Genomic DNA, 20,936 nt, shown 5'->3' with positions numbered 1-20,936 from the left:
TCACCTCGTACCTCTCCGAGACCGGGAGCCACACCCATGCTGATGCGACTGCTGCGGCAGTACCTGCGTCCGTACCTGCAGCCGATCCTGCTGCTCCTCGGACTGCAGCTCGTCCAGACCCTGGCGACGCTGTACCTGCCGAGCCTCAACGCCGACATCATCGACAACGGGGTGATCACCGGCGACACCGGCTACATCATGCGGACCGGCGCGGTGATGCTCGGGATCAGCCTGGTCCAGGTGATCTGTGCGATCGTCGCCGTGTACTACGGTGCGCGGACCGCGATGTCGTTCGGTCGAGACGTCCGCGAGGCGCTGTTCACCCACGTGCAGACGTTCTCGGCGCGCGAGGTCGGCCAGTTCGGCGCACCGACGCTCATCACCCGCACGACGAACGACGTGCAGCAGGTCCAGATGGTCGTCCTGATGACCTTCACGATGATGGTGATGGCGCCGATCATGCTGGTCGGCGGCGTCGTCATGGCCCTGCGCGAAGACGTCCTGCTGTCCCGGCTGCTGCTCGTCGCGGTGCCGGTGCTCGGCGTCGTCGTCGGGCTGATCATCTGGCGGATGGTGCCGTACTTCCGGCTCATGCAGAAGCGCATCGACGCGATCAACCGGGTGCTGCGCGAGCAGATCTCCGGCATCCGGGTCGTCCGGGCGTTCGTCCGGGAGAAGCACGAGGCGCGTCGGTTCGCGAGCGCGAACGAGGACCTGCGGTGGACCTCGTTGCGCGCCGGTCGGCTCATGGCTTTGATGTTCCCGACCGTGATGCTCGTCATGAACGCCACGAGCGTGGCGGTGCTGTGGTTCGGTGCGGACGAGATCGACACCGGCCGGATGCAGGTCGGTGCCCTGACCGCGTTCCTCAGCTACATCATGTACATCCTCATGGCCGTCATGATGTCGACGTTCATGCTGATCATGGTGCCGCGCGCGGCCGTGGCGGCCGACCGCATCGGCGAGATCCTCGACACCGGGACGACCGTGGTCCCGCCGGAACGTCCGGTGCGACCGGTCGAACGCCGCGGCGTCGTCGAGCTGCGCGGCGTCGGCTACCAGTACCCCGGCGCCGAGGCGGCCGTCCTCCAGGACGTCTCCCTGCTCGCCGAGCCCGGCCGGACGACCGCGATCATCGGTTCCACCGGGTCCGGCAAGACGACCCTGCTGGGGCTGGTGCCGAGGCTCTTCGACGCGACGGCCGGCTCCGTGCTGATCGACGGGGTCGACGTCAAGGACATCGACCCGGACGTGCTCTGGTCGATGATCGGCCTCGTGCCGCAGAAGCCCTACCTGTTCTCCGGGACGGTGGCGTCGAACCTGCGCTACGGCGACCAGGACGCGACCGACGAGGACCTGTGGGACGCGTTGCGGATCGCCCAGGCGGACGGGTTCGTCCGTGAACGTGACGGCGAGCTCGAGTCCGCGATCGCGCAGGGCGGCACCGACGTGTCAGGAGGGCAGCGCCAGCGCCTTGCGATCGCGCGCGCCCTCGTACGTCGACCGTTGATCTACCTGTTCGACGACTCGTTCTCGGCCCTCGACTACGCGACCGACGCCGCCCTGCGCGCCGCCCTCGTGCCCTCGACCCGCGAGGCGACCGTGATCGTGGTCGCGCAGCGTGTCGCGACGATCCGCGGCGCCGACCAGATCATCGTCCTCGACGAGGGGCGCATCGTCGGATGTGGCACCCATACCGAGCTCCTCGCCACGTGCGAGACCTACCAAGAGATCGTGTACTCCCAGCTGTCGGTCGAGGAGGCCGCATGAGCGCCGTCCGACCCGGCCCCTCCGACCGTCCGACCGGAGCAGGCTCCGGTACCGCACCTGCCGCACCTGCCGCACCTGCACGCATGGGCGCCGGGCAACGCGCCCACGGGCCGATGGGCGGCCTCGGCATGCCGGCCGAGAAGTCCATGGACTTCCGCGGCAGCGGGAAGAGGTTCCTGCGGGAGCTGCGACCGCAGCGCCTCCGGATCGCGGTGATCATGGTGCTCGGCGTCGCGTCCGTCGGCCTGGCGGTGACCGGGCCGAAGCTCCTCGGCAACGCGACCAACGTCATCTTCGCGGGGGTCGTCGGGCGCGTGCTCGGGCAGCAGCTCCCGGCCGGGGCCACCCAGGCGCAGGCCGTCGAGACCCTGCGTGCCGCGGGGCAGAACCGGGTCGCGGACCTGATCTCCGGCATGACCGGGCTGGTGCCCGGCAAGGGCATCGACTTCCACGCCCTCGGGGTCCTGCTCGCCTGGGTCGCCGCGATCTACGTCGGCTCGTTCCTGTTCGGCTGGCTGCAGGCGCGGATCACGACGACCGTCGTGCAGTCGACGGTGTACGACATGCGTGAGCGGGTCGAGGCCAAGCTCGCCCGCCTCCCGCTGAGCTACTTCGACCACCAGCCGCGCGGTGAGCTGCTCTCCCGCGTGACCAACGACATCGACAACATCAGCCAGACCCTCCAGCAGACCCTCTCGCAGCTGATCACCTCGGTCCTGACGGTGATCGGGGTGCTGGCGATGATGTTCTGGATCTCGTGGGTGCTCGCGCTCGTTGCCCTGGTGACGGTGCCGTTGTCGTTCGTCGTGACGATGGCGATCGCCAAGCGGTCCCAGCCGCAGTTCGTCGCGCAGTGGTCGTGGACGGGGCGCCTGAACGCGCACATCGAGGAGATGTACACCGGTCATGCCCTGGTCAAGGTGTTCGGCCACCAGCAGCGGGCGATCGACACCTTCCACGAGCAGAACGGCGAGCTGTACGACGCGAGCTTCAAGGCGCAGTTCGTCTCCGGCATCATCCAGCCGGCCATGGGCTTCATCGCGAACCTCAACTACGTCGTCATCGCCGTCGTCGGTGGCCTGAAGGTGGCTTCCGGAACGCTGTCCCTCGGCGACGTGCAGGCGTTCATCCAGTACTCGCGCCAGTTCACGCAGCCGATCACCCAGATCGCGTCGATGATGAACCTGCTGCAGTCCGGCGTGGCGTCGGTCGAGCGTGTCTTCGACCTCATGGACGCCGACGAGCAGTCGCCCGACCCGGAGACCCCCGCGCACGTCGACGGCGCGGTCCGCGGACGCGTGACGTTCGAGGACGTCTCGTTCAGCTACACGCCGGAGACGCCGCTGATCGAGGGGCTGTCGCTGGTCGCCGAACCGGGTCAGACGATCGCCATCGTCGGACCGACCGGCGCGGGCAAGACGACGCTCGTCAACCTGCTCATGCGGTTCTACGAGGTGGACTCGGGCCGGATCACCCTCGACGGCGTCGACGTGTCCACGATGACCCGCGACGAGCTCCGCTCGAACGTCGGGATGGTCCTGCAGGACACCTGGATCTTCGGTGGCACGATCGCGGACAACCTCCGCTACGGCGCCGAGGATGCGACGCACGAGGCGATGGTGGCCGCGGCCGTCGCGACGCACGTCGACCCGTTCGTCCGGACGCTCCCGCACGGCTACGACACCGAGATCGACGACGAGGCGACCGGGGTCAGCGCCGGCGAGAAGCAGCTCCTGACGATCGCGCGCGCCTTCCTCGCCGACCCGGCGCTGCTCATCCTCGACGAGGCGACCAGCTCGGTGGACACCCGCACCGAGGTGCTCGTGCAGCAGGCGATGAACGCACTCCGGGTCGGCCGGACGAGCTTCGTGATCGCGCACCGGCTCTCCACGATCCGCGACGCGGACATCATCCTCGTGATGGAGCACGGCTCGATCGTCGAGCAGGGGTCTCACGACGAGCTGATCGCGGCCGACGGCGCCTACGCCCGCCTGTACGCGAGCCAGTTCGCCGCAGCGGTGGCACCGGTCGACTGATCGGCAGGTCACGGGCGCGCGGTGGGGGAGAATCACCGCGTGCCCGTGATCACGATCGACGACCCCGCCGACGAGCGGCTCACCGACTACACCGGCCTCACCGACGTCGCCCTGCGCTCCAAGAGCGAACCGGAGAAGGGCCTGTACATCGCCGAGAGCTCGACGGTGCTGCGGCGTGCCCTCGAGGCCGGGCACCGGCCGAGGTCCGTGCTCCTCGCGCACCGCTGGCTGCCGGACGTCGAGGAGATGCTTGCCGCGGTGCCCGGTGGGGGAGACGTGCCGGTCTACGTCGCAGCCCCGGAGCTGCTCGAGCAGGTGACCGGGTTCCATGTGCACCGCGGTGCGCTCGCCGCCATGCACCGGCCCGTGCTGCCGACCGTGGCGGATGTGCTGGCGTCGGCTCGCGGAGGTCGTGGCGCGCGGCGGGTGGCGGTGCTCGAGGACATCGTCGACCACACCAACGTCGGGGCGATCTTCCGGAGCGCCGCCGGGATCGGCGTCGACGCGGTCCTGGTGACCCCGCGGTGCGCGGACCCGCTCTACCGGCGGAGCGTCCGCGTGTCGATGGGCACCGTCTTCCAGGTCCCGTGGACGCGCATAGACCCGTGGCCGGACGGCATCGAGGTGCTGCGGGCCGCCGGGTTCGTCACTGCCGCGCTGGCGCTCACGGACCGGTCGATCACCCTCGACGAGCTTGCTGCCGACATCCCCGAGCGGTTGGCGCTGGTGCTCGGGACCGAGGGTGACGGGCTGCGCCCGGGGACCATCACCGGGGCCGACACCGTCGTGCGGATCCCGATGGCCGGCGGGGTCGACTCGCTCAACGTCGCCGCGGCGTCGGCGGTCGCGTTCTGGGCGACGCGGACAGGATGACCGGTGGGCCCGCTATCGGCCGCTGAGCTCGGCATCACGGCGTTGATCGTGCTCCCGCTGCGCACGCCGGATGAGCCGCGGCTGTACCTCGCGCTCCCGGGGTACTGATGTCGCGCCCTGGCTGCCGCCCCTTGGGCGCGGCCCGTGTCGGTGATCGGTCTCGTGAACCGGACCGTCGTCGTGTGCGTCAAGGTGAGGTGTGAGGGGTAGCCAGGGGGGACGAGCAGGCGTCGGACGACGCCTTGATGCGTCGTGTCGCCGGGGGCGACCGTGGAGCCTTCGACCAGGTCTACGCGCGGCACGCCCCCTGGCTCGCCGTCCGGCTGCGGCGGAGGTGCCGCGACGACGAGCTGGCCGCGGACCTCCTCCAGGAGACCTTCCTCGCGGTCTGGCGGTCCGCAGGGACGTACCGCGGCGTCGACCAGGTCGGCGGGTGGCTGTGGACGATCGCCTCCCGTCGCCTCATCGACGCGCACCGGCGAACGACCGTGCGGGTGCGGACCGTCGGCGAGTCTCACCACGAACGTGCGGCGACCGCCTCCGCGGAGGACGAGGCGCTGCGGGACACCTACGACGACCGGGTCGCCGTCGCCCTGGACCGGCTGTCGCCCGAGCTGCGCGCCGTGCTCCAGGCAACCGTTCTCGACGGGTTGTCGACCCGCGAGACCGCGGTGCTGCTCGGGCTGCCCGAGGGCACCGTCAAGACCCGCGCGATGCGTGCACGACGCGCGATGAGGGAGGCGTTGGCATGACCGAGACCCCGACGACCTGGCACGTGCCGGACGCGGTCCTGCGCGCGTACGCGGAGGACCGCGTGCGTGACGCCGACGCCTGGTCCGTCGAGGCACACCTGGGCCAGTGCCCGCGCTGCCGACGTGACCTTGCCCGGGTGGTCGAGGGGACGGAGGTCGGAACGCTCCTGGCCGACGTCCGAGGCCGGCTGCTCGACGACCTGCCCGCGCCGTCGCACACCCCCCGACCGACGGCCGCGCATCGGGCCTGGCTCCTCTCGACCGGCGGAGGTGGTCCCCGAGCAGCCTGGCTGGTGGCCGTTCTGGCCACCGTCGCGGCGGCCGTCGTGCTGGGTGGTGCCGGAGGGCACGGGTCAGGGTTCACGGCCGGATGGGCGTCGCCGGGCGGCCTGCTGCTCGTCGTCGCACCGCTGCTGCCGCTCGCCGGCGTCGCGCTCTCCTACGGGGCCTTCGACCCGGCACGCGAGCTCGTCGCCTCGACGGCGACCGCCGGTCTCGGGCTGGTGCTCTGGCGGACCTTGGCGGTCCTGACGGTGAGCCTGCCGGCCGTGCTCGTCGCCGGGCTCGTCGTCGGGAAGACCGCACCTGCCGTCTGGCTGCTGCCGTCACTGGCCCTGACCACGCTTGCCCTCGCGCTCGGGTCGTTCGTCGAGCTCTCCCGGGCCGCGGTCGGTGTGGGCGTCGGCTGGCTGGTGGCCGTGATCGGTCCAGGTCTCACCGAGTCCACACCCGTGCTGCTCGAGGACCGCGTCGTACCGCTCTGGGTCGTCGTCCTGCTCCTCGGCGGCATGGCCCTCGTCACACGTCGAGACGCGTTCTCACGTCGTCCTTTGCCCCTCGGTCGGGAGGTCTCGTGACCCTGTCCACCCACCTCGCGCCGCACGTCGACGTGCAGGATCTGGTCGTGACCTACGGCCGGCGTTGCGCACTCGACGGGCTCGATCTCACGCTGGGCCCGGGCGTGCACGGCCTGCTCGGCCCCAACGGCGCGGGCAAGACGACGCTCATGCGAGTCCTGGCGACCGTCGTCGCGCCGTCGTCGGGCAGCGTGCGGCTGCTCGGGGGTGCGCTCGACGGACGCGAGGTCGAGCGGGACGCGCGCCGTCGCCTCGGGTACCTGCCGCAGACCTTCGGGTTCTACCCGCGGTTCCGGGTGCGGGAGTTCGTCGAGTACATCGCGTGGCTCAAGGAGGTACCCGGCCCGCAGGTACCGATCGCGGTGGACCGCGCGATCGAGCGGGTCGGGCTGACCGACCGGGCCGAGGACCGGATGAGGTCGCTGTCCGGAGGGATGCTGCGCCGCGTCGGCATCGCGCAGGCGATCGTCAACGACCCGGACCTGCTCCTGCTCGACGAGCCGACCGCCGGGCTCGACCCTGAGCAGAGGGTCGCCCTGCGCACACTGCTGCGTGAGATCGGGGTCGACTCGTGCGTGCTCGTCAGCACCCACCTCGTCGAGGACGTCGCCGCGGCGTGCTCCACCGTGACGCTCCTGGACGCCGGGCGTGCGGTGTTCCGCGGGACGCCGGACGAGCTCGCCGCCGCAGGGGCGGGTGGTGCGTGGGTCGGCGCCGCGGGTGACACCCCGGCGGAGCGCGGGTACACCGCCGTCCTGCGGGCGGCTCGGGGGCCGCGCTGATGGTCGCGGCATCGTCGGGCCGACGGGTGCCGGGCATCGCACGGGTCCTGCGCACCGAGGTCCTCCGCGGGAGCGCCGTGACGACGGGGGTCGCCGCGACCGCCGGACTCGTCTACGGGGTCTTCGTCCTCTCGCCGCCCGGGGCCGGCACGTGGGGCGGCACCTGGATCGGCCTCGGCGTCGCACTCCGCAGCGCTCTCCAGTTCGCCGGCCCGGCCGTCGTCGCCGGTGCGATCTGGGCGGCCGGGCGCGACCGTCGACGAGGCATGGGCGAGCTGCTCGGGTCCACCGCGCGCCCGCCGTGGCAGCGGATCGTTCTCGGTTGGGGAGCCATGACCCTCGGTGCGACGGCCGGGCTGGTCCTGGTGTGGGCCGTGGCGGCCGTGCTCGTCGCCCGCGTCGCGTCGTACGACGGAGGCCGCGTCTGGCACCCGGTCGTCGCTGCCGTCTCGGTCGGGACGTTCGCCGCGGCGGGGGTCGTGATCGGCAGGTTCGTGCCGTGGCGGGGGACCGCACCCGTGGCGGCGATCGTCGTGCTCTACGTCCTCGCCTTCCTGGACTCGGGACAGGTCAACGACGGTTCGATGTGGCTCTCGCCCGCTCCTCCGCAATGGGGAGCCCGGGTCCTCAACCTGTCGTCGAACGGCGGTGTCCTCGAGGTCCTGTGGTTCGCGGCACTCACCGGGGCATTTCTGCTGGTCGCGGGCGCTCGGCAGCGCTGGTGGGCGCTCCTGCCTGCCGTGATGGCCGTGGTCGTGGCGATCCCTCTCGCCCAGGGCCCCGGGCAGGACAGGTGGCCGCTGAGCAGTGCCGCGACACGCGAGGTCTGTCGCGGCGACGCTCCTCGGGTCTGTGTGAGCCAGGTGTCGGCCTTCCTGCTCGACGACCTCACGGCACGTGTCGACGCGCTCTGGCTCCGGCTCGGCGGGCTCGGCGGCATCGACGGGATCCCGACAGTGATCCGTGAGGCGCCGCAGGGGGAGTACTCGCCAGATGCGCAGACCGTGTATCTCTTCTCCCTCGACAGCGACCTGCGCGGGCGACTGGAATGGGGCCGCCTGCAGGACGACAACCTGATCGCGAACGTCGTGAGCCTGCAGTGCGATCAGACGAGCGGCACGAGTCGGTTCCGCACGAACGCCCCGGCGCTCGCGACCTCAGCCGGCAGGCTGCTCGGCGGGGGCTCCGACGCGAGGTACCGTCTGACCTCGGAGGCAGCCCAGGTGAGCGCGCGGCTCAGCTCGGCGCTCGATGCCATGACCCTCACCGAACGGCGGGCCTGGCTCGGCCGCTACCTGACGGCGGCTCGCTCGACCGGACCGTGCGACGAGAAGGTGCTCGACGCACTTGCGGGCATCTCATGAACGTGCGACTGCTGGTGCTGCACGCGCGGGCCCGCCGCATCCCGGGGATCACCGCCGGTCTGGGCGCGCTCGCGGCCACCTCCTGGGCGCTCGGGACCCCGCTCGCTCGCGACTCCGGGGGCGCCGGCTCCGCGAACCTGCTGATGCTCACGGTCATGGCGCCGCTCGTCGCGGCCGTCCTCATCTCCTCGACGTTCTCCGGGGCCGACGACGGGCTCGAGCTCTCGACCCGATCGCGCTGGGCCGCGCTGCGTGCCGGACCGCTCGCCATCCTGACGCTGCTGGCGTCAGTTCTGCTCGCGCTGACCGGCGGCTGGGTGCCTCAGGGACTCGGTGCGCAGGCGCTCGTCCGGGGCGTCGTCGGCGAGGTCGGGCTCGTCGCGCTCACCGCGTCGATCATCGGCGCGCGTGCCAGCTGGGTCCCCGCGCTTGTCCTGGCGATCGTCGCGCTCACCCGCGGGCCCACCGATCCGGCGACGTCCGCGGCCGTGCTGACCTGGCAGGTCCAGCCGTCCGATGGGCGGGCGGCCGGGGTCGCGGCGCTCGTGCTCGGGGTGACCGGTCTCGCGGTCCACGCCCGATGCGGGGCCAGGGTGAGCACCGCTCCCTGACCCGCCGTGCGCGCCGATGGTGCCGTCCTGACGGACGGCACCACGAGAGCTGCCGGCTCGCGCCGGTACGGGCGTACTACAACGGCGAGTGCCGGGGTTATTCTTCGACGGGGTGCGCGGCCCGGTTCGCGCACGTACCGCCCGACAGCGACGTCGAGGGGGATCCATCGCGTGACGAGGACGACGAGCCCATGGGCGGCGTGGCCGGTCGGCTCCGACCCCGCCGAGCTGGCCTCGCGCCTGCGCGCCGCGCACGAGCAGTTCCTGGCCGGTGGCTCGACAGCGCCCGGTGAGGTCGGCGGTCGCCCGGGGAAGCTCGGGACCGTCCGCCGCGTCGTGCTCGACTCGTGGCTCCGGAGCCGCAGCAGCGGGATCGACCCGGAACGTCCCGTCCCACCGATGGACCTCGCACCGGCCGAGCTGCGTGCCTACCGCCGCGCCCACGTCCTCGCACCGCTCATGCCGGTCGTCCAGCGCCTGCTGATCGACGGGACCGGGTCGGACGGGATGGTCGTCGCCCTCGCCGACGTCTCGGGTCGGCTGCTCTGGGTGGACGGTGATCGTGCGGTCCGCCGCGACATCGAGAACGTGGGATTCGTCGAGGGGGCGCGCTGGGCCGAGCAGGATGCCGGCACGAACGCCCCCGGGATGGCTCTGGCGAGCGACCACGAGGTGCAGATCTTCACCGCCGAGCACTTCGCCCGCGCCGTCCAGCCGTGGAGCTGCACCGCGGCGCCCGTGCACGACCCGACGACCGGGCGGATGATCGGCGTCCTCGACATCACCGGTCGTGCCCCTGCGGCGTCACCGCTGATGCTGTCCCTCGTGCGGTCGGCGGTCGCGGCGATGGAGTCCGAGCTCGCGGTCCGCGCGCTGCACCTGCGGCTGTCCGACGCCGAGGCGGACCGCGGTCCAGGCAGGCGCACCACCGGCAGGACCGCGAGTCGATCCATGGCGTGGTCGGGAGACCAGCGCGAGCCGCATCGTCTCGAGGTGCTCGGGACCTCGTCCGGTGCGCTCGTCGTCGACGGCGAGCGGCGACCGCTCACGCTCCGGCACGCGGAGCTGCTGCTGATGCTCGCGACCCACCCGGACGGGCTGAGCGGCGACGAGCTCACCGTGCGCCTCTACGGCGAGACGTCCTCGGCCGTCACCGTCCGCGCCGAGATGTCACGACTGCGTCGCGCCGTCGGACCCCTGATCGGCGAGTCGCGTCCGTACCGGCTCGCCGCCGCCGTGCGCACGACCGTCGACGAGGTGCGCGAGCAGCTCGCGCGAGGCGACGTGCTCGCGGCGGTCCGCGCGTACTCCGGACCGGTCCTCCCCAGGTCCGACGCCCCCGGAGTCGTCGCGCTGCGGGAAGAGCTGGCCGCTGAGGTCCGGGCCGCGCTGACCCGGACGCACGACGTCCGCGCCCTCGAGGCCTGGACCCATGGGCCCGCCGGGTCGGACGACTGGGAGGCGTGGAACGCGCTGCTGTGCCTCGTCCCCGCGGGATCACCGACGTGGATCCGCGCGCGGGCCCACGTGGACGTGCTCGACCGCTCGCTGGGCTCCACCGGTCCGCGTCGTGGCGCGGAGCGGTCGGCGAGCCATCCGAGGCCGGGGATCCGGGTCCTGCGGCCCTGAGCCGGCGTGTGACGCCGTGCACCGCCGTACCGCGTCGCCTGCCGCCGTCCGGTCGCTTGCCGTCGCTCTGTCGCGCGACGCCGCCGTGCAACGTCCGTGCAACGTGCACCGACCTAACGTCCACCTCGTGGAGCGCCGCAACGGTGCGGCGCCCCTGGGTCCGCCGCCGCGGCACCCAGCGATCTGCACGGAGGTCTTCCATGACGATCTACGCAGCACCCGGTCAACCGGGCAGCCTGGCCACCTTCCGCGAACGCTACGACCAGTGGATCGGCGGCGAGTACGTCGCCCCGGCCTCCGGGCGGTACTTCGAGAACCCGACACCGGTGACCGGTCGCACGTTCACCGAGGTGGCCCGCGGGGACGCGGCCGACATCGAGCGTGCCCTCGACGCCGCTCACGGTGCGGCCCGCACCTGGGGGAAGACCACCGCCACCCAACGGGCCGTGATCCTCAACAAGATCGCCGACCGCATGGAGCAGAACCTCGAGATGCTCGCGGTCGCCGAGACCTGGGACAACGGCAAGGCGATCCGCGAGACGGTCGGGGCCGACATCCCGCTCGCGATCGACCACTTCCGGTACTTCGCCGGTGCCCTACGAGCCGAGGAGGGCTCGATCTCGCAGATCGACGAGGACACCGTCGCCTACCACTTCCACGAGCCGCTCGGCGTCGTCGGGCAGATCATCCCGTGGAACTTCCCGCTGCTCATGGCGGTGTGGAAGCTCGCGCCGGCGCTCGCGGCCGGCAACTGCGTCGTGCTCAAGCCCGCCGAGCAGACGCCCGCGTCGATCCTCGTCCTCATGGAGCTCATCGCGGACCTGCTGCCGCCGGGCGTCGTCAACGTCGTCAACGGGTTCGGCGTCGAGGCCGGTAAGCCGCTCGCCTCCTCCCCGCGGATCCGCAAGATCGCCTTCACGGGTGAGACCACGACGGGCCGCCTGATCATGCAGTACGCGAGCCAGAACCTCATCCCGGTCACGCTCGAGCTCGGCGGCAAGAGCCCCAACATCTTCTTCGAGGACGTCGCGCGGGAGCAGGACGCCTACTACGACAAGACGCTCGAGGGCTTCACGATGTTCGCCTTCAACCAGGGCGAGGTCTGCACCGCACCGTCCCGGGCCCTCATCCAGGAGTCGATCTACGACCGGTTCCTGGGCGACGCCGTGTCGCGGACGCAGGCGATCCGGCAGGGCAACCCGCTCGACACCGAGACGATGATGGGCGCGCAGGCGTCGAACGACCAGCTCGAGAAGATCCTCAGCTACGTCGACATCGGCACGGCCGAGGGTGCCCGGCTGGTCACCGGTGGTGAGCGCAACGTGCTCGACGGCGACCTCGCCGGCGGGTACTACATGCAGCCGACGATCTTCGAGGGCAAGAACTCGATGCGGATCTTCCAGGAGGAGATCTTCGGCCCCGTGCTCGCCGTGACGAGCTTCGCCGACTACGACGACGCGATGACGATCGCCAACGACACGCTGTACGGGCTCGGCGCCGGTGTGTGGTCGCGCGAGAGCACGATCGCCTACCGTGCCGGCCGCGAGATCCAGGCCGGTCGGGTCTGGACCAACTGCTACCACGCCTACCCGGCCGCTGCGGCGTTCGGCGGCTACAAGGGTTCGGGCATCGGCCGTGAGAACCACAAGATGATGCTCGACCACTACCAGCAGACCAAGAACCTGCTGGTCTCGTACTCGGCGCAGAAGCTCGGCTTCTTCTGAGCCCGGACCGGCCAGACCCGCGCACCCGGGTCGGGGCGTGAGCCTCGCCCACGTCGCTCCGGCCGGACGTCGGAGCGACGTGGGCGGCCACCCGACCCGCACGGTCCTCACCTCACCGAGGACCAGAACGACGACAGGCGCCGGCGCGCAGCCGACGCGCGACTGACAGCGAACCGATAGGCAACCGACAAGCAAGGAGCACCACGATGTCGACCATGACGGCAGCAGTCGTCCACGAGCTCGGGGCAGGCCTCACCGTCGAGGATGTCCCCGTTCCCCGGCCAGGGCCCGGTCAGGCGCTGGTGAAGCTCATCAGCAGCGGCGTGTGCCACACGGACCTGCACGCCGTCCAGGGCGACTGGCCGGTCAAGCCGTCGCCACCCTTCATCCCCGGCCACGAGGGCGTCGGCACCGTCGTCGCTCTCGGCGAGGGTGTCACCGACCTCGCGATCGGCCAGCTCGTCGGGAACGCGTGGCTCTGGTCCGCGTGCGGCACCTGCCAGTACTGCCGCACCGGGTGGGAGACGCTGTGCGAGCAGCAGCAGAACGGCGGGTACAGCGTCGACGGGTCGTTCGGGCAGTACATGCTCGTGGACTCGCGCTTCGCGGCCCGCATCCCGGACGGCGTCGACCTGGTCGAGGTCGCCCCGATCCTGTGCGCCGGGGTCACCGTGTACAAGGGGCTGAAGATGACCGAGGCACGGCCCGGGCAGTGGGTCGTCATCTCCGGCATCGGCGGCCTCGGCCACATCGCGGTGCAGTACGCGCGGGCGATGGGGCTGCGCGTGGTCGCCGTCGACATCGCTGACGACAAGCTCGCGCTCGCGACGAAGCACGGTGCCGAGCTGGTCGTCAACGCGCTCGTCGACGACCCGGCCGAGGTGGTCCAGCGAGAGACCGGGGGCGCCCACGGGGTGCTCGTCACGGCCGTGCACCCGTCGGCCTTCGGTCAGGCGATCGGGATGGCCCGACGCGGCGGCACGATCGTGTTCAACGGTCTGCCACCGGGCGATTTCCCCGCCCCGATCTTCGAGATCGTGCTCAAGGGCCTCACGGTCCGTGGCTCGATCGTCGGGACCCGGCAGGACCTCGAGGAAGCGCTCGACTTCTACGCCCGGGGTCAGATCCACCCCACGGTGTCCACGCGCGGGCTCGGCGAGATCAACACGGTCTTCGACGAGATGAGGCACGGGGCGATCGACGGTCGCGTCGTGATCCGGTACTGACGTGCCACCGCAGGAGGAGCAGCCCCGAGCGGTGCCGGAACGCGTCGCGGCGCCGGCACGCGTCGGGGTGACCGAGGCCGCGGTCGAGGTGCTCCGCCGGCTGCACGCCCAGCACGGCGAGCTGATGTTCCACCAGTCCGGCGGTTGCTGCGACGGGTCGTCGCCGATGTGCTACCCGGCCGGTGAGTTCCTCACGGGTGATGCCGACATCCGGCTGGGGGACCTCGTCCTCGCCGGGTCGGGAGACGCTCGTGCGGTCACGGTCCCGGTCTGGATGAGTCGCAGCCAGTACGCGTACTGGCGGCACACCCACCTGACGATCGACGTCGTGAGCGGACGGGGAGCCGGGTTCTCCCTCGAGGCGCCGGAGGGGGTGCGGTTCCTCATCCGATCCCGGCTGTTCACGGACGAGGAGCAACGGGCGCTCGACGCCGCTGCGCCGACCGATGACGCGGACGCGGCGACGAGCTGGGCGTTCTGACCGGTCGGCGCCCTGACCGGGGTGTGACGACGAGGGCTCTGCGATGCGGCGGCCTGACCGCCGTTCACGCCGGTGGGGCACCGGCGTGAACGGCCGACTCCTCGTCGTGCCGGCTACTCCTGGTGCGTCGCCGTGATCGTCGCCCGGGCGATCGTGTGGAACAGCGCGGTGAAGGCGACCGCCGTGGGGCTGGTGTCGGGGTTGAGGCCGAGGGTCTCGACGTCGAGGGCGTGCACTGCGAAGACGTAGCGGTGGGCCCGGTCACCTGACGGGGGTGCGGCCCCGATGTAGCCCGCGCTGCCGCCGTCGTTGTGGGACTGGAAGGCGGGATGGGGGAGCCGCTCGCCCGATGCCGACCCGGCCCCGGTGGGCAGGGAGTGGACGCTCGCGGGAAGGTCGACCACCGTCCAGTGCCAGAACCCGGCCGGGGTGGGGGGCGTCGGGGTCGAAGCAGCTCACCACGAACGAGCGGGTCTGCGGTGGGAAACCCTCCCAGCTCAGCTGGGGGGACAGGTTGTCGCCCGCGTTGGTGTGCGCGGCGGGCATCGGCGCACCGTCGGTCAGGTCCGTGCTGGTCACGGTGAAGGCGGGGACGGTCGGCAGCATCAGGTAGGGGTCGGGTGCGGTCGGGCGGTCGAACGAGAACGTGCTCACGGGGTCCCCCAGGTGTCCGAACGGTGGTGGCGTGCTCTCTCACCGTAGACGCGGGTGGTCGAGGGCGCCCGCGATTGACACGAGGGGTCGCGCCGCCGTCTACTGGAGGCCTTCGAACACATGTTCGAAGGATTGTGTCGAGAGCGCGGATCGTGCAGGGGGTGGCCTGATGACCAGTCACCCCGTCAGGGAAGGTACCGCCGAGCCTGCCACCGCAGGCACGGACGCCCGGACAGGGCGGGATCGTGCCGCGTTGGCCCGTGCCGCGCTGGCCCGTGCCGAGCAGCGGACGGGGGCCCGCCGATGGTCGGCCCCGTCCGTCGACGAGGCAGCGGTGCGAACCCCTCCCACGGCGAAGCTCGTCCGAGGCGCCGCGGGTCGGAGCGGGGTCGGAGCCCACCGGTCGACGGGCGCCGTCGTCCATCCGGTCGTGGACCCGGGACGAGAACGTCCCCCGCTGCCGGTCCCGGCCGTGCTGGCCTCCCTGCTGCCCGGGGGGCTGCCACGCGGGGGGACCACCGTGGTCGCCGGCTCGACCTCCCTGCTTCTCGCACTCGTCTCCGAGGCTTCCCGTGCAGGGTCCTGGGTGGCCATGGTGGGGTTGCCGGGGGTCGGCCTGCTGGCTGCTGAGGAGGTCGGGGTGGTCCTGGTCCGCCTCGCCCTCGTCCCGGCCCCGGGTGCGCAGGCTGCCGTCGTGGTGGCCGCGTTGATCGACGGGATGGACGTCGTCGTGCTCGGCCCCGAGGTCGGCCTGACCGGTGCCGACAGGCGGCGACTGATGGCCCGGGCGCGCGAGCGCGGCAGCGTCCTGGTGTCCACGACGTCGTGGCCCGGCGCCTCGCTCGTGCTGACCGTGGAGGAGCAGCAGTGGTCGGGGCTGGGGGAGGGCGACGGGCGGCTGCGTGCTCAGCGGGTGACGGTGCGCCGCAACGGTCGGGGGCGTGCGGCTGCGCCGTTGCGTCGCGAGATCGTGCTGCACGGTGGGGCGGTCCAGGCAGGCGCGCGGGTGGTGACCGGCGACGAGCGTGACGCACCGCGCTCCGTCGGCGCGCACCCGGACGGTGAGCAGCCCGGAACGTTGCGGCTGGTCGGATGAGCACCCGCACCACCGGCACCGTTCCCGGGACGACGGTCCACGCGGCTGCGGCACGGCCCGCGTCGACCCGTACGGCCGTGCTGTGGGTCCCGGACTGGCCCGTGCTCGCCGCGATGGAGGCAGGCCAGGTCGAGAGTCACCGACCCGCGGCGGTGCACGACGGGCGACGGTTGACGGCGGTCTCCGCCGTCGCCCGTTCCCAGGGTGTGCGTCGAGGGATGCGGCGCCGTCAGGCCCAGGCGTGCTGCCCCGACATCGTCATGCTCCCGACGGACGAGGGGCGGGACGTCCGGGGCTTCGAGGCGGTCGCGATCGCGGCCGAGAGGGTGGTCGCCGGGATCGAGGTCAGCCGCCCGGGCCTGCTGCTGCTCCCCGCAGGTGGGGCGAGCCGGTATCACGGAGGGGAGCAGGCCCTGGCCGAGCGGCTCGTCGGCGAGGTGGTCGAGCACACGGGGCACGAGTGCCAGGTCGGGGTGGCGGACGGGCTGCTCGCCGCGATCCTGGCAGCCCGGAGCGGCCTCGTCGTTGCGCCCGGGCTCTCACCCTCGTTCCTCGCCGGCCGCGACGTCGCCGACCTCGCGCACGCCACGACCCAGGACGCCGAGTCCGCCCAGGTCGCGGACCTCGTCGACCTCCTGCGCCGGCTCGGCATGCGCACCCTGGGCGACCTCGCGGCGTTGCCCGCGGCGGACGTGGCCGCGCGGTTCGGGCCGCGGGGCGCCTGGGCGCACCTGCTCGCGGGGGGCGGGGACCTGCGGCCACCGGCCCGTCGTCGCCCCGAGGCCGACGTGGAGGTGGGGTGCGAGCTGGACCCGCCGGCGACCCGGGTGGACGAGGCGACCTTCGCCGGCCGCCGGCTCGCGGAACAGCTCCACGACCAGCTCGTCGCGCGTTCCGCAAGCTGTGGTCGGCTCCGGATCACCGCGCGCACCGACGCCGGTGAGGAGCTGGTCCGCACCTGGCGGACGGACCTGGGCGGCCTGGGTGGCCTGACCGCGAACCGCATCACGGACCGGATCCGGTGGCAGCTCGACGGGTGGCTCACGGCAGGTGCGATGCGGCCGCACGGCGACAGCACGCACCCCGTCCCGGCAGCACTCGTGCACCTCGCGGTCGCCGCCGAGGACGTCGGCCCCGCCGGCGCCGAGCAGGGACGGCTGTGGGGTGGCCCGAGCGGTGGCGACCTCCGTGCGCGGCGCGCCCTGCTGCGGGTGCAGGGGCTCCTCGGTGGCGAGGGCGTGCTCACCGCCACGGTGCAGGGCGGGCGCGGACCGGGAGACCAGGTGCACCTCGCTCCGTGGGCCGAGGCGACACAGGTCGCGCGTCCGGTCGACCGCCCCTGGCCCGGGAGGTTGCCGCAGCCGGCACCCTCCACGGTGTACCGCGAGCCCGAGCCCGTCCAGGTCGTCGATGCCGACGGCGTCCCGGTCCGCATCGACGTCCGGCTCGCGATGAGCGGTGCCCCGGCCCGGGTCCGGCTGCCACCCCCGCCGCGACCCGGCGCGGGGAGGCGCGCACCGGAGGATGAGGAGCAGGGCGCGGGTGGTCGTGGCGCGGGCGTCGACCGGGACGGAACGCCCACGGGGGGAGGTCGCGACGTCGGGGTCGTCGGCTGGGCCGGTCCCTGGCCGTCGGTTGAGCGCTGGTGGAGCCGCACCCCGCAGCGTCGGGTCTACCTGCAGGTCAGCCTCGAGGACGGCACGGCACTCCTCCTGGCGCAGCGCGACGGTGCCTGGGGCTGCGAGGCGCGCTATGACTGACCCGCGGTATGCGGAGCTGCATGCCCACTCCGCGTTCAGCTTCCTCGACGGTGCCAGCCAACCGGAGGAGCTCGTCGCCGAGGCGGCGCGGCTGGGCCTGTCCGCACTCGCCCTCACCGACCACGACGGGCTGTACGGGGTGGTCCGCTTCGCCCAGGCGGCACGTGCCGTCGGCCTGCCCACGGTGTTCGGGGCCGAGCTGCACCTGCCCGCCCCGTCCGGGCTGCTGGACCCACCCACAGGGGTCCCGGACCCGCGCGCCACCCACCTGCTGGTGCTGGCCCGCGGACCGGACGGCTACCGGGCGCTGTCCCGTGCGATCGCCCAGGCCCACCTGGCGACCGGGTCCAAGGGAGCCGCCGACTACCGGCTCGAGCACCTCGCCGAGCAGGCGGCCGGGCAGTGGCTGATCCTGACCGGCTGCCGCAAAGGAGCAGTGCGTCAGGCCCTGGACCGCGGCGGCACCGATGCCGCGACCGCAGCCCGGACCGAGCTGGACCGGCTGACCGCGCTGTTCGGACGTGAGAACGTCGCCGTCGAGATCACCGAGGCGGGGGACCCGTTCGACTCCGACCGGGGCGATGCGCTGGCTGCGCTCGCAGCCGGGGCCGGACTGCCGCTGGTCGCGACCGGCAACGTCCACTACGCCCGTCCGCGCGACGCCGATCTCGCGTCCGCGCTCGCGGCCGTGCGCGCACGCGCCAGCCTCGACGACATGGACGGGTGGCTGCCGGGCGCCCCGACGGCCCACCTGCGTTCGGTGGTCGAGATGGCGACCCGGCACCGTCGGCACCCGCAGGCGGTGCGGACCGCGGCGGAGCTCGGCGACGAGTGCGCGTTCGACCTGTCCCTCGTCGCGCCGAGCCTGCCGCCCTACCCCGTCCCGCCCGGGCACACCGAGGCCACCTGGCTGCGCGAGCTGGTGCGTCGGGGCGCCCTCGATCGCTACGGGGAGCCGACGGCCGAGCGCATCCCCGGCGCGTACGCGCAGGTCGCCCACGAGCTCGATGTGATCGAGACCCTCGGGTTCCCGGGGTACTTCCTGATCGTCCACGACCTCGTGGACTTCTGTCGCCGACGCGGGATCCTCTGCCAAGGGCGCGGGTCGGCGGCCAACTCGGCGGTCTGCTACGCGCTGGGGGTCACCGCAGTGGACGCCGTCGCCCACGGGCTGCTCTTCGAGCGATTCCTGGCCCCGGAGCGGGACGGACCACCGGACATCGACGTCGACATCGAGTCGGGGCGCCGCGAGGAGGTCATCCAGTACGTCTACGAGCGGTTCGACCGTGAGCACGCGGCCCAAGTCGCCAACGTGATCTCCTACCGGCCGCGTTCCGCGGTGCGCGACGCCGCGCGGGCGCTCGGGTACGACGTCGGGCAGCAGGACGCCTGGAGCAGATCGATCGAGCGGTGGGGGAGCCTGCGGGGGACCACGTCTGTGCCGTCGTCGACCCCGACGGCAGACCGTCACGACGTCGTCCCCGCGGTGCAGCCGCCACCGGCCAGCGAGCTCGACGAGATCCCCGAACCCGTGCTCGACCTCGCGGAACGCATGCTGCGACTGCCCCGGCACCTGGGCATCCACTCCGGCGGCATGGTGCTGTGCGACCGACCGGTGATCGAGGTGTGCCCGGTGGAGTGGGCGCGGATGCCCGGCCGCACGGTGCTCCAGTGGGACAAGGACGACTGCGCCGACGCCGGGCTGGTGAAGTTCGACCTGCTGGGGCTCGGGATGCTTACTGCGCTGCGGATCGCCTTCGACCTGGTGCGCGAGCACGAGGGAACCGACCTGGGGCTGCACCGGCTCCCGCACGAGGACCCCCTCGTGTACGACCTCCTGTGCGCGGCCGACACCGTCGGGGTCTTCCAGGTGGAGTCCCGCGCGCAGATGTCCACGCTGCCCCGGCTCCAGCCGCGCTGCTTCTACGACATCGTCGTGGAGGTCGCCCTCATCCGGCCCGGACCCATCCAGGGTGGCTCCGTGCACCCGTACATCGAGCGGGTGCGTAATCGGCAGAAGGTCACGTACCTGCACCCGCTGCTGGAGAAGTCCCTCGCCAAGACGCTGGGCGTCCCGCTGTTCCAGGAGCAGCTCATGCAGATGGCGATCGACGTGGCGGACTTCACCCCGTCCGAGGCCGACCAGCTGCGCCGGGCCATGGGGTCCAAGCGGTCCACCGAACGGATGGAGGCGCTCCACACGCGGCTGCTCGCCGGGATGGCCCGGAACGGCATCGCGACCGACGTCGCCGAGCAGATCTTCGACAAGCTCAAGGCCTTCGCCGACTTCGGGTTCCCCGAGTCGCACGCCTACTCCTTCGCCTTCCTGGTGTACGCGAGCGCCTGGCTCAAGGTGCACCACCCGGCGGCCTTCTACGCGGGCCTGCTCGCAGCGCAGCCGATGGGCTTCTACTCACCGCAGACCCTGTCCGCCGACGCACGTCGGCACGGGGTCGCGGTGCTGCGACCGGACGTGCAGAGGTCGGGCGTCCAGGCGGTGGTCGAGCGCGTCCGGCCCGGTGCGGGGCCGGACGCTCCGTTGATCCCGTTGCCGTCCGGGACGGGACCGGTCGCCGCGCGGGCCGACGCCGGGCCGGTCGAGGTCGAGCGGACGCTGGCGGTGCGCATGGGACTGGCCGCGGTGCGAGGCCTGGGGGAGGAGGTCGCTGCGACGATCGTGGCGGCACGCGCCCGAGGGGGACCGTTCGTCGACCTGCGTGACCTGGTGCGACGCGTCCGGCTGTCCACGGTGCAGCTCGAGGCGCTCGCCACCGGTGGTGTGCTCGACGGGCTCGGGGTGACGCGGCGTGAAGCCCTCTGGGCGGCCGGAGCCCTCGCCCAGGAGAGCCCGGACACCCTGCCGGGGGTGTCCGTCGGGGTGTCGGCGCCGACCCTGCCGGGCATGAGCGACGTCGAGCTCGCGGTGGCCGACGTGTGGGCGACCGGAGTGTCGGTGGACTCCTACCCGACCCAGCACCTGCGGGAGGGGCTGGACGCCGCCGGGGTGCTACGCGTCGAGCAGGCGTTCCGCCACGAGGTGGGGCGCCGGGTCGCCGTGGCCGGTGTGGTCACGCACCGGCAGCGTCCAGGCACGGCCGGTGGTGTGACGTTCCTGTCGTTGGAGGACGAGACCGGACTGCTCAACGTCGTCTGCAGCCCGGGGCTGTGGCAACGGTTCCGTCGGGTGGCGCGGTCCTCGGCAGCCCTCGTCGTCCGCGGTCGGCTGGAACGTGCGGACAACGCGACGAACCTCGTCGCGGAGCACCTCACGCCGATGTCGCTCCAGGTGCCGACGTCGTCCCGGGACTTCCGTTGACGATC

General features: G+C 72.4%; 15 protein-coding genes and 1 pseudogene. 15 read left to right on the top strand and 1 reads right to left on the bottom strand.

Annotation, left to right across the window (positions count from 1 at the left end; genetic code table 11):
* The first annotated feature begins 36 nt into the window (after positions 1-36).
* From LJB74_RS01615 to LJB74_RS01560, 12 genes are all read left to right on the top strand, one after another.
* Positions 37-1,770 carry an ABC transporter ATP-binding protein gene (locus LJB74_RS01615; protein ID WP_259306891.1) on the top strand — a complete coding sequence of 578 codons (1,734 nt, stop codon included), beginning with the start codon at positions 37-39 and terminating at the stop codon, positions 1,768-1,770.
* Entirely contained in the window at positions 1,767-3,806 is a 2,040-nt protein-coding gene (locus tag LJB74_RS01610; protein WP_396125104.1) for an ABC transporter ATP-binding protein, read from the top strand. Before LJB74_RS01615 ends, LJB74_RS01610 begins: the two co-directional genes overlap by 4 nt.
* 39 nt (positions 3,807-3,845) lie before the next feature.
* Complete coding sequence (locus LJB74_RS01605) at positions 3,846-4,679, top strand: RNA methyltransferase (RefSeq protein WP_259306890.1); 834 nt, start codon at positions 3,846-3,848, stop codon at positions 4,677-4,679.
* A gap of 245 nt (positions 4,680-4,924) precedes the next feature.
* On the top strand, positions 4,925-5,431 hold the full coding sequence (locus tag LJB74_RS01600) for an RNA polymerase sigma factor (protein WP_259306889.1): 507 nt from the start codon (positions 4,925-4,927) through the stop codon (positions 5,429-5,431).
* The gene (locus LJB74_RS01595) at positions 5,428-6,288 is read left to right on the top strand and encodes a hypothetical protein (protein ID WP_259306888.1); all 861 of its coding nucleotides are present in this window, start codon (positions 5,428-5,430) and stop codon (positions 6,286-6,288) included. Before LJB74_RS01600 ends, LJB74_RS01595 begins: the two co-directional genes overlap by 4 nt.
* Positions 6,285-7,070 (top strand): ABC transporter ATP-binding protein, encoded by a 786-nt coding sequence (locus LJB74_RS01590; RefSeq protein WP_259306887.1) that lies wholly within the window; start codon positions 6,285-6,287, stop codon positions 7,068-7,070. The genes LJB74_RS01595 and LJB74_RS01590 overlap by 4 nt, the downstream gene beginning before the upstream one ends.
* 26 nt (positions 7,071-7,096) lie before the next feature.
* Complete coding sequence (locus tag LJB74_RS01585) at positions 7,097-8,434, top strand: hypothetical protein (RefSeq protein WP_259306886.1); 1,338 nt, start codon at positions 7,097-7,099, stop codon at positions 8,432-8,434.
* Positions 8,431-9,045 carry a hypothetical protein gene (locus LJB74_RS01580; protein WP_259306885.1) on the top strand — a complete coding sequence of 205 codons (615 nt, stop codon included), beginning with the start codon at positions 8,431-8,433 and terminating at the stop codon, positions 9,043-9,045. The genes LJB74_RS01585 and LJB74_RS01580 overlap by 4 nt, the downstream gene beginning before the upstream one ends.
* A gap of 171 nt (positions 9,046-9,216) precedes the next feature.
* Entirely contained in the window at positions 9,217-10,674 is a 1,458-nt protein-coding gene (locus LJB74_RS01575) for a GAF domain-containing protein (RefSeq protein WP_259306884.1), read from the top strand.
* 200 nt (positions 10,675-10,874) lie between these two features.
* The gene (gene adh / locus LJB74_RS01570; protein ID WP_259306883.1) at positions 10,875-12,398 is read left to right on the top strand and encodes an aldehyde dehydrogenase; all 1,524 of its coding nucleotides are present in this window, start codon (positions 10,875-10,877) and stop codon (positions 12,396-12,398) included.
* 215 nt (positions 12,399-12,613) lie between these two features.
* Positions 12,614-13,624: an alcohol dehydrogenase AdhP gene (adhP, locus tag LJB74_RS01565; protein ID WP_259310248.1), complete on the top strand. Its 1,011-nt coding sequence runs from the start codon at positions 12,614-12,616 to the stop codon at positions 13,622-13,624.
* A 1-nt stretch (position 13,625) separates the two neighbouring features.
* Entirely contained in the window at positions 13,626-14,105 is a 480-nt protein-coding gene (locus LJB74_RS01560) for a DUF779 domain-containing protein (protein ID WP_259306882.1), read from the top strand.
* 113 nt (positions 14,106-14,218) lie between these two features.
* Here the strand turns inward: LJB74_RS01560 and LJB74_RS01555 are convergent.
* Positions 14,219-14,711: pseudogene (locus LJB74_RS01555) on the bottom strand (YbhB/YbcL family Raf kinase inhibitor-like protein).
* Between the two features lie 382 nt (positions 14,712-15,093).
* Here LJB74_RS01555 and LJB74_RS01550 point away from each other — a divergent pair.
* From LJB74_RS01550 to LJB74_RS01540, 3 genes are read left to right on the top strand one after another with little or no spacing between them, the layout of a single operon-like run.
* Positions 15,094-15,855, top strand: coding sequence for a hypothetical protein (locus tag LJB74_RS01550; RefSeq protein WP_259306881.1), 762 nt, complete (start codon positions 15,094-15,096; stop codon positions 15,853-15,855).
* Positions 15,852-17,615, top strand: coding sequence for a DNA polymerase Y family protein (locus LJB74_RS01545; protein WP_259306880.1), 1,764 nt, complete (start codon positions 15,852-15,854; stop codon positions 17,613-17,615). The genes LJB74_RS01550 and LJB74_RS01545 overlap by 4 nt, the downstream gene beginning before the upstream one ends.
* The gene (locus tag LJB74_RS01540; protein ID WP_259306879.1) at positions 17,608-20,931 is read left to right on the top strand and encodes an error-prone DNA polymerase; all 3,324 of its coding nucleotides are present in this window, start codon (positions 17,608-17,610) and stop codon (positions 20,929-20,931) included. Before LJB74_RS01545 ends, LJB74_RS01540 begins: the two co-directional genes overlap by 8 nt.
* Positions 20,932-20,936: the final 5 nt, after the last annotated feature.

It is taken from the genome of Cellulomonas sp. P24, from assembly GCF_024704385.1.
Lineage (GTDB): Bacteria > Actinomycetota > Actinomycetes > Actinomycetales > Cellulomonadaceae > JAJDFX01.
The sequence above is the reverse complement of the archived record's forward strand: the minus strand, read 5'-3'. Positions and strand labels throughout refer to the sequence as shown.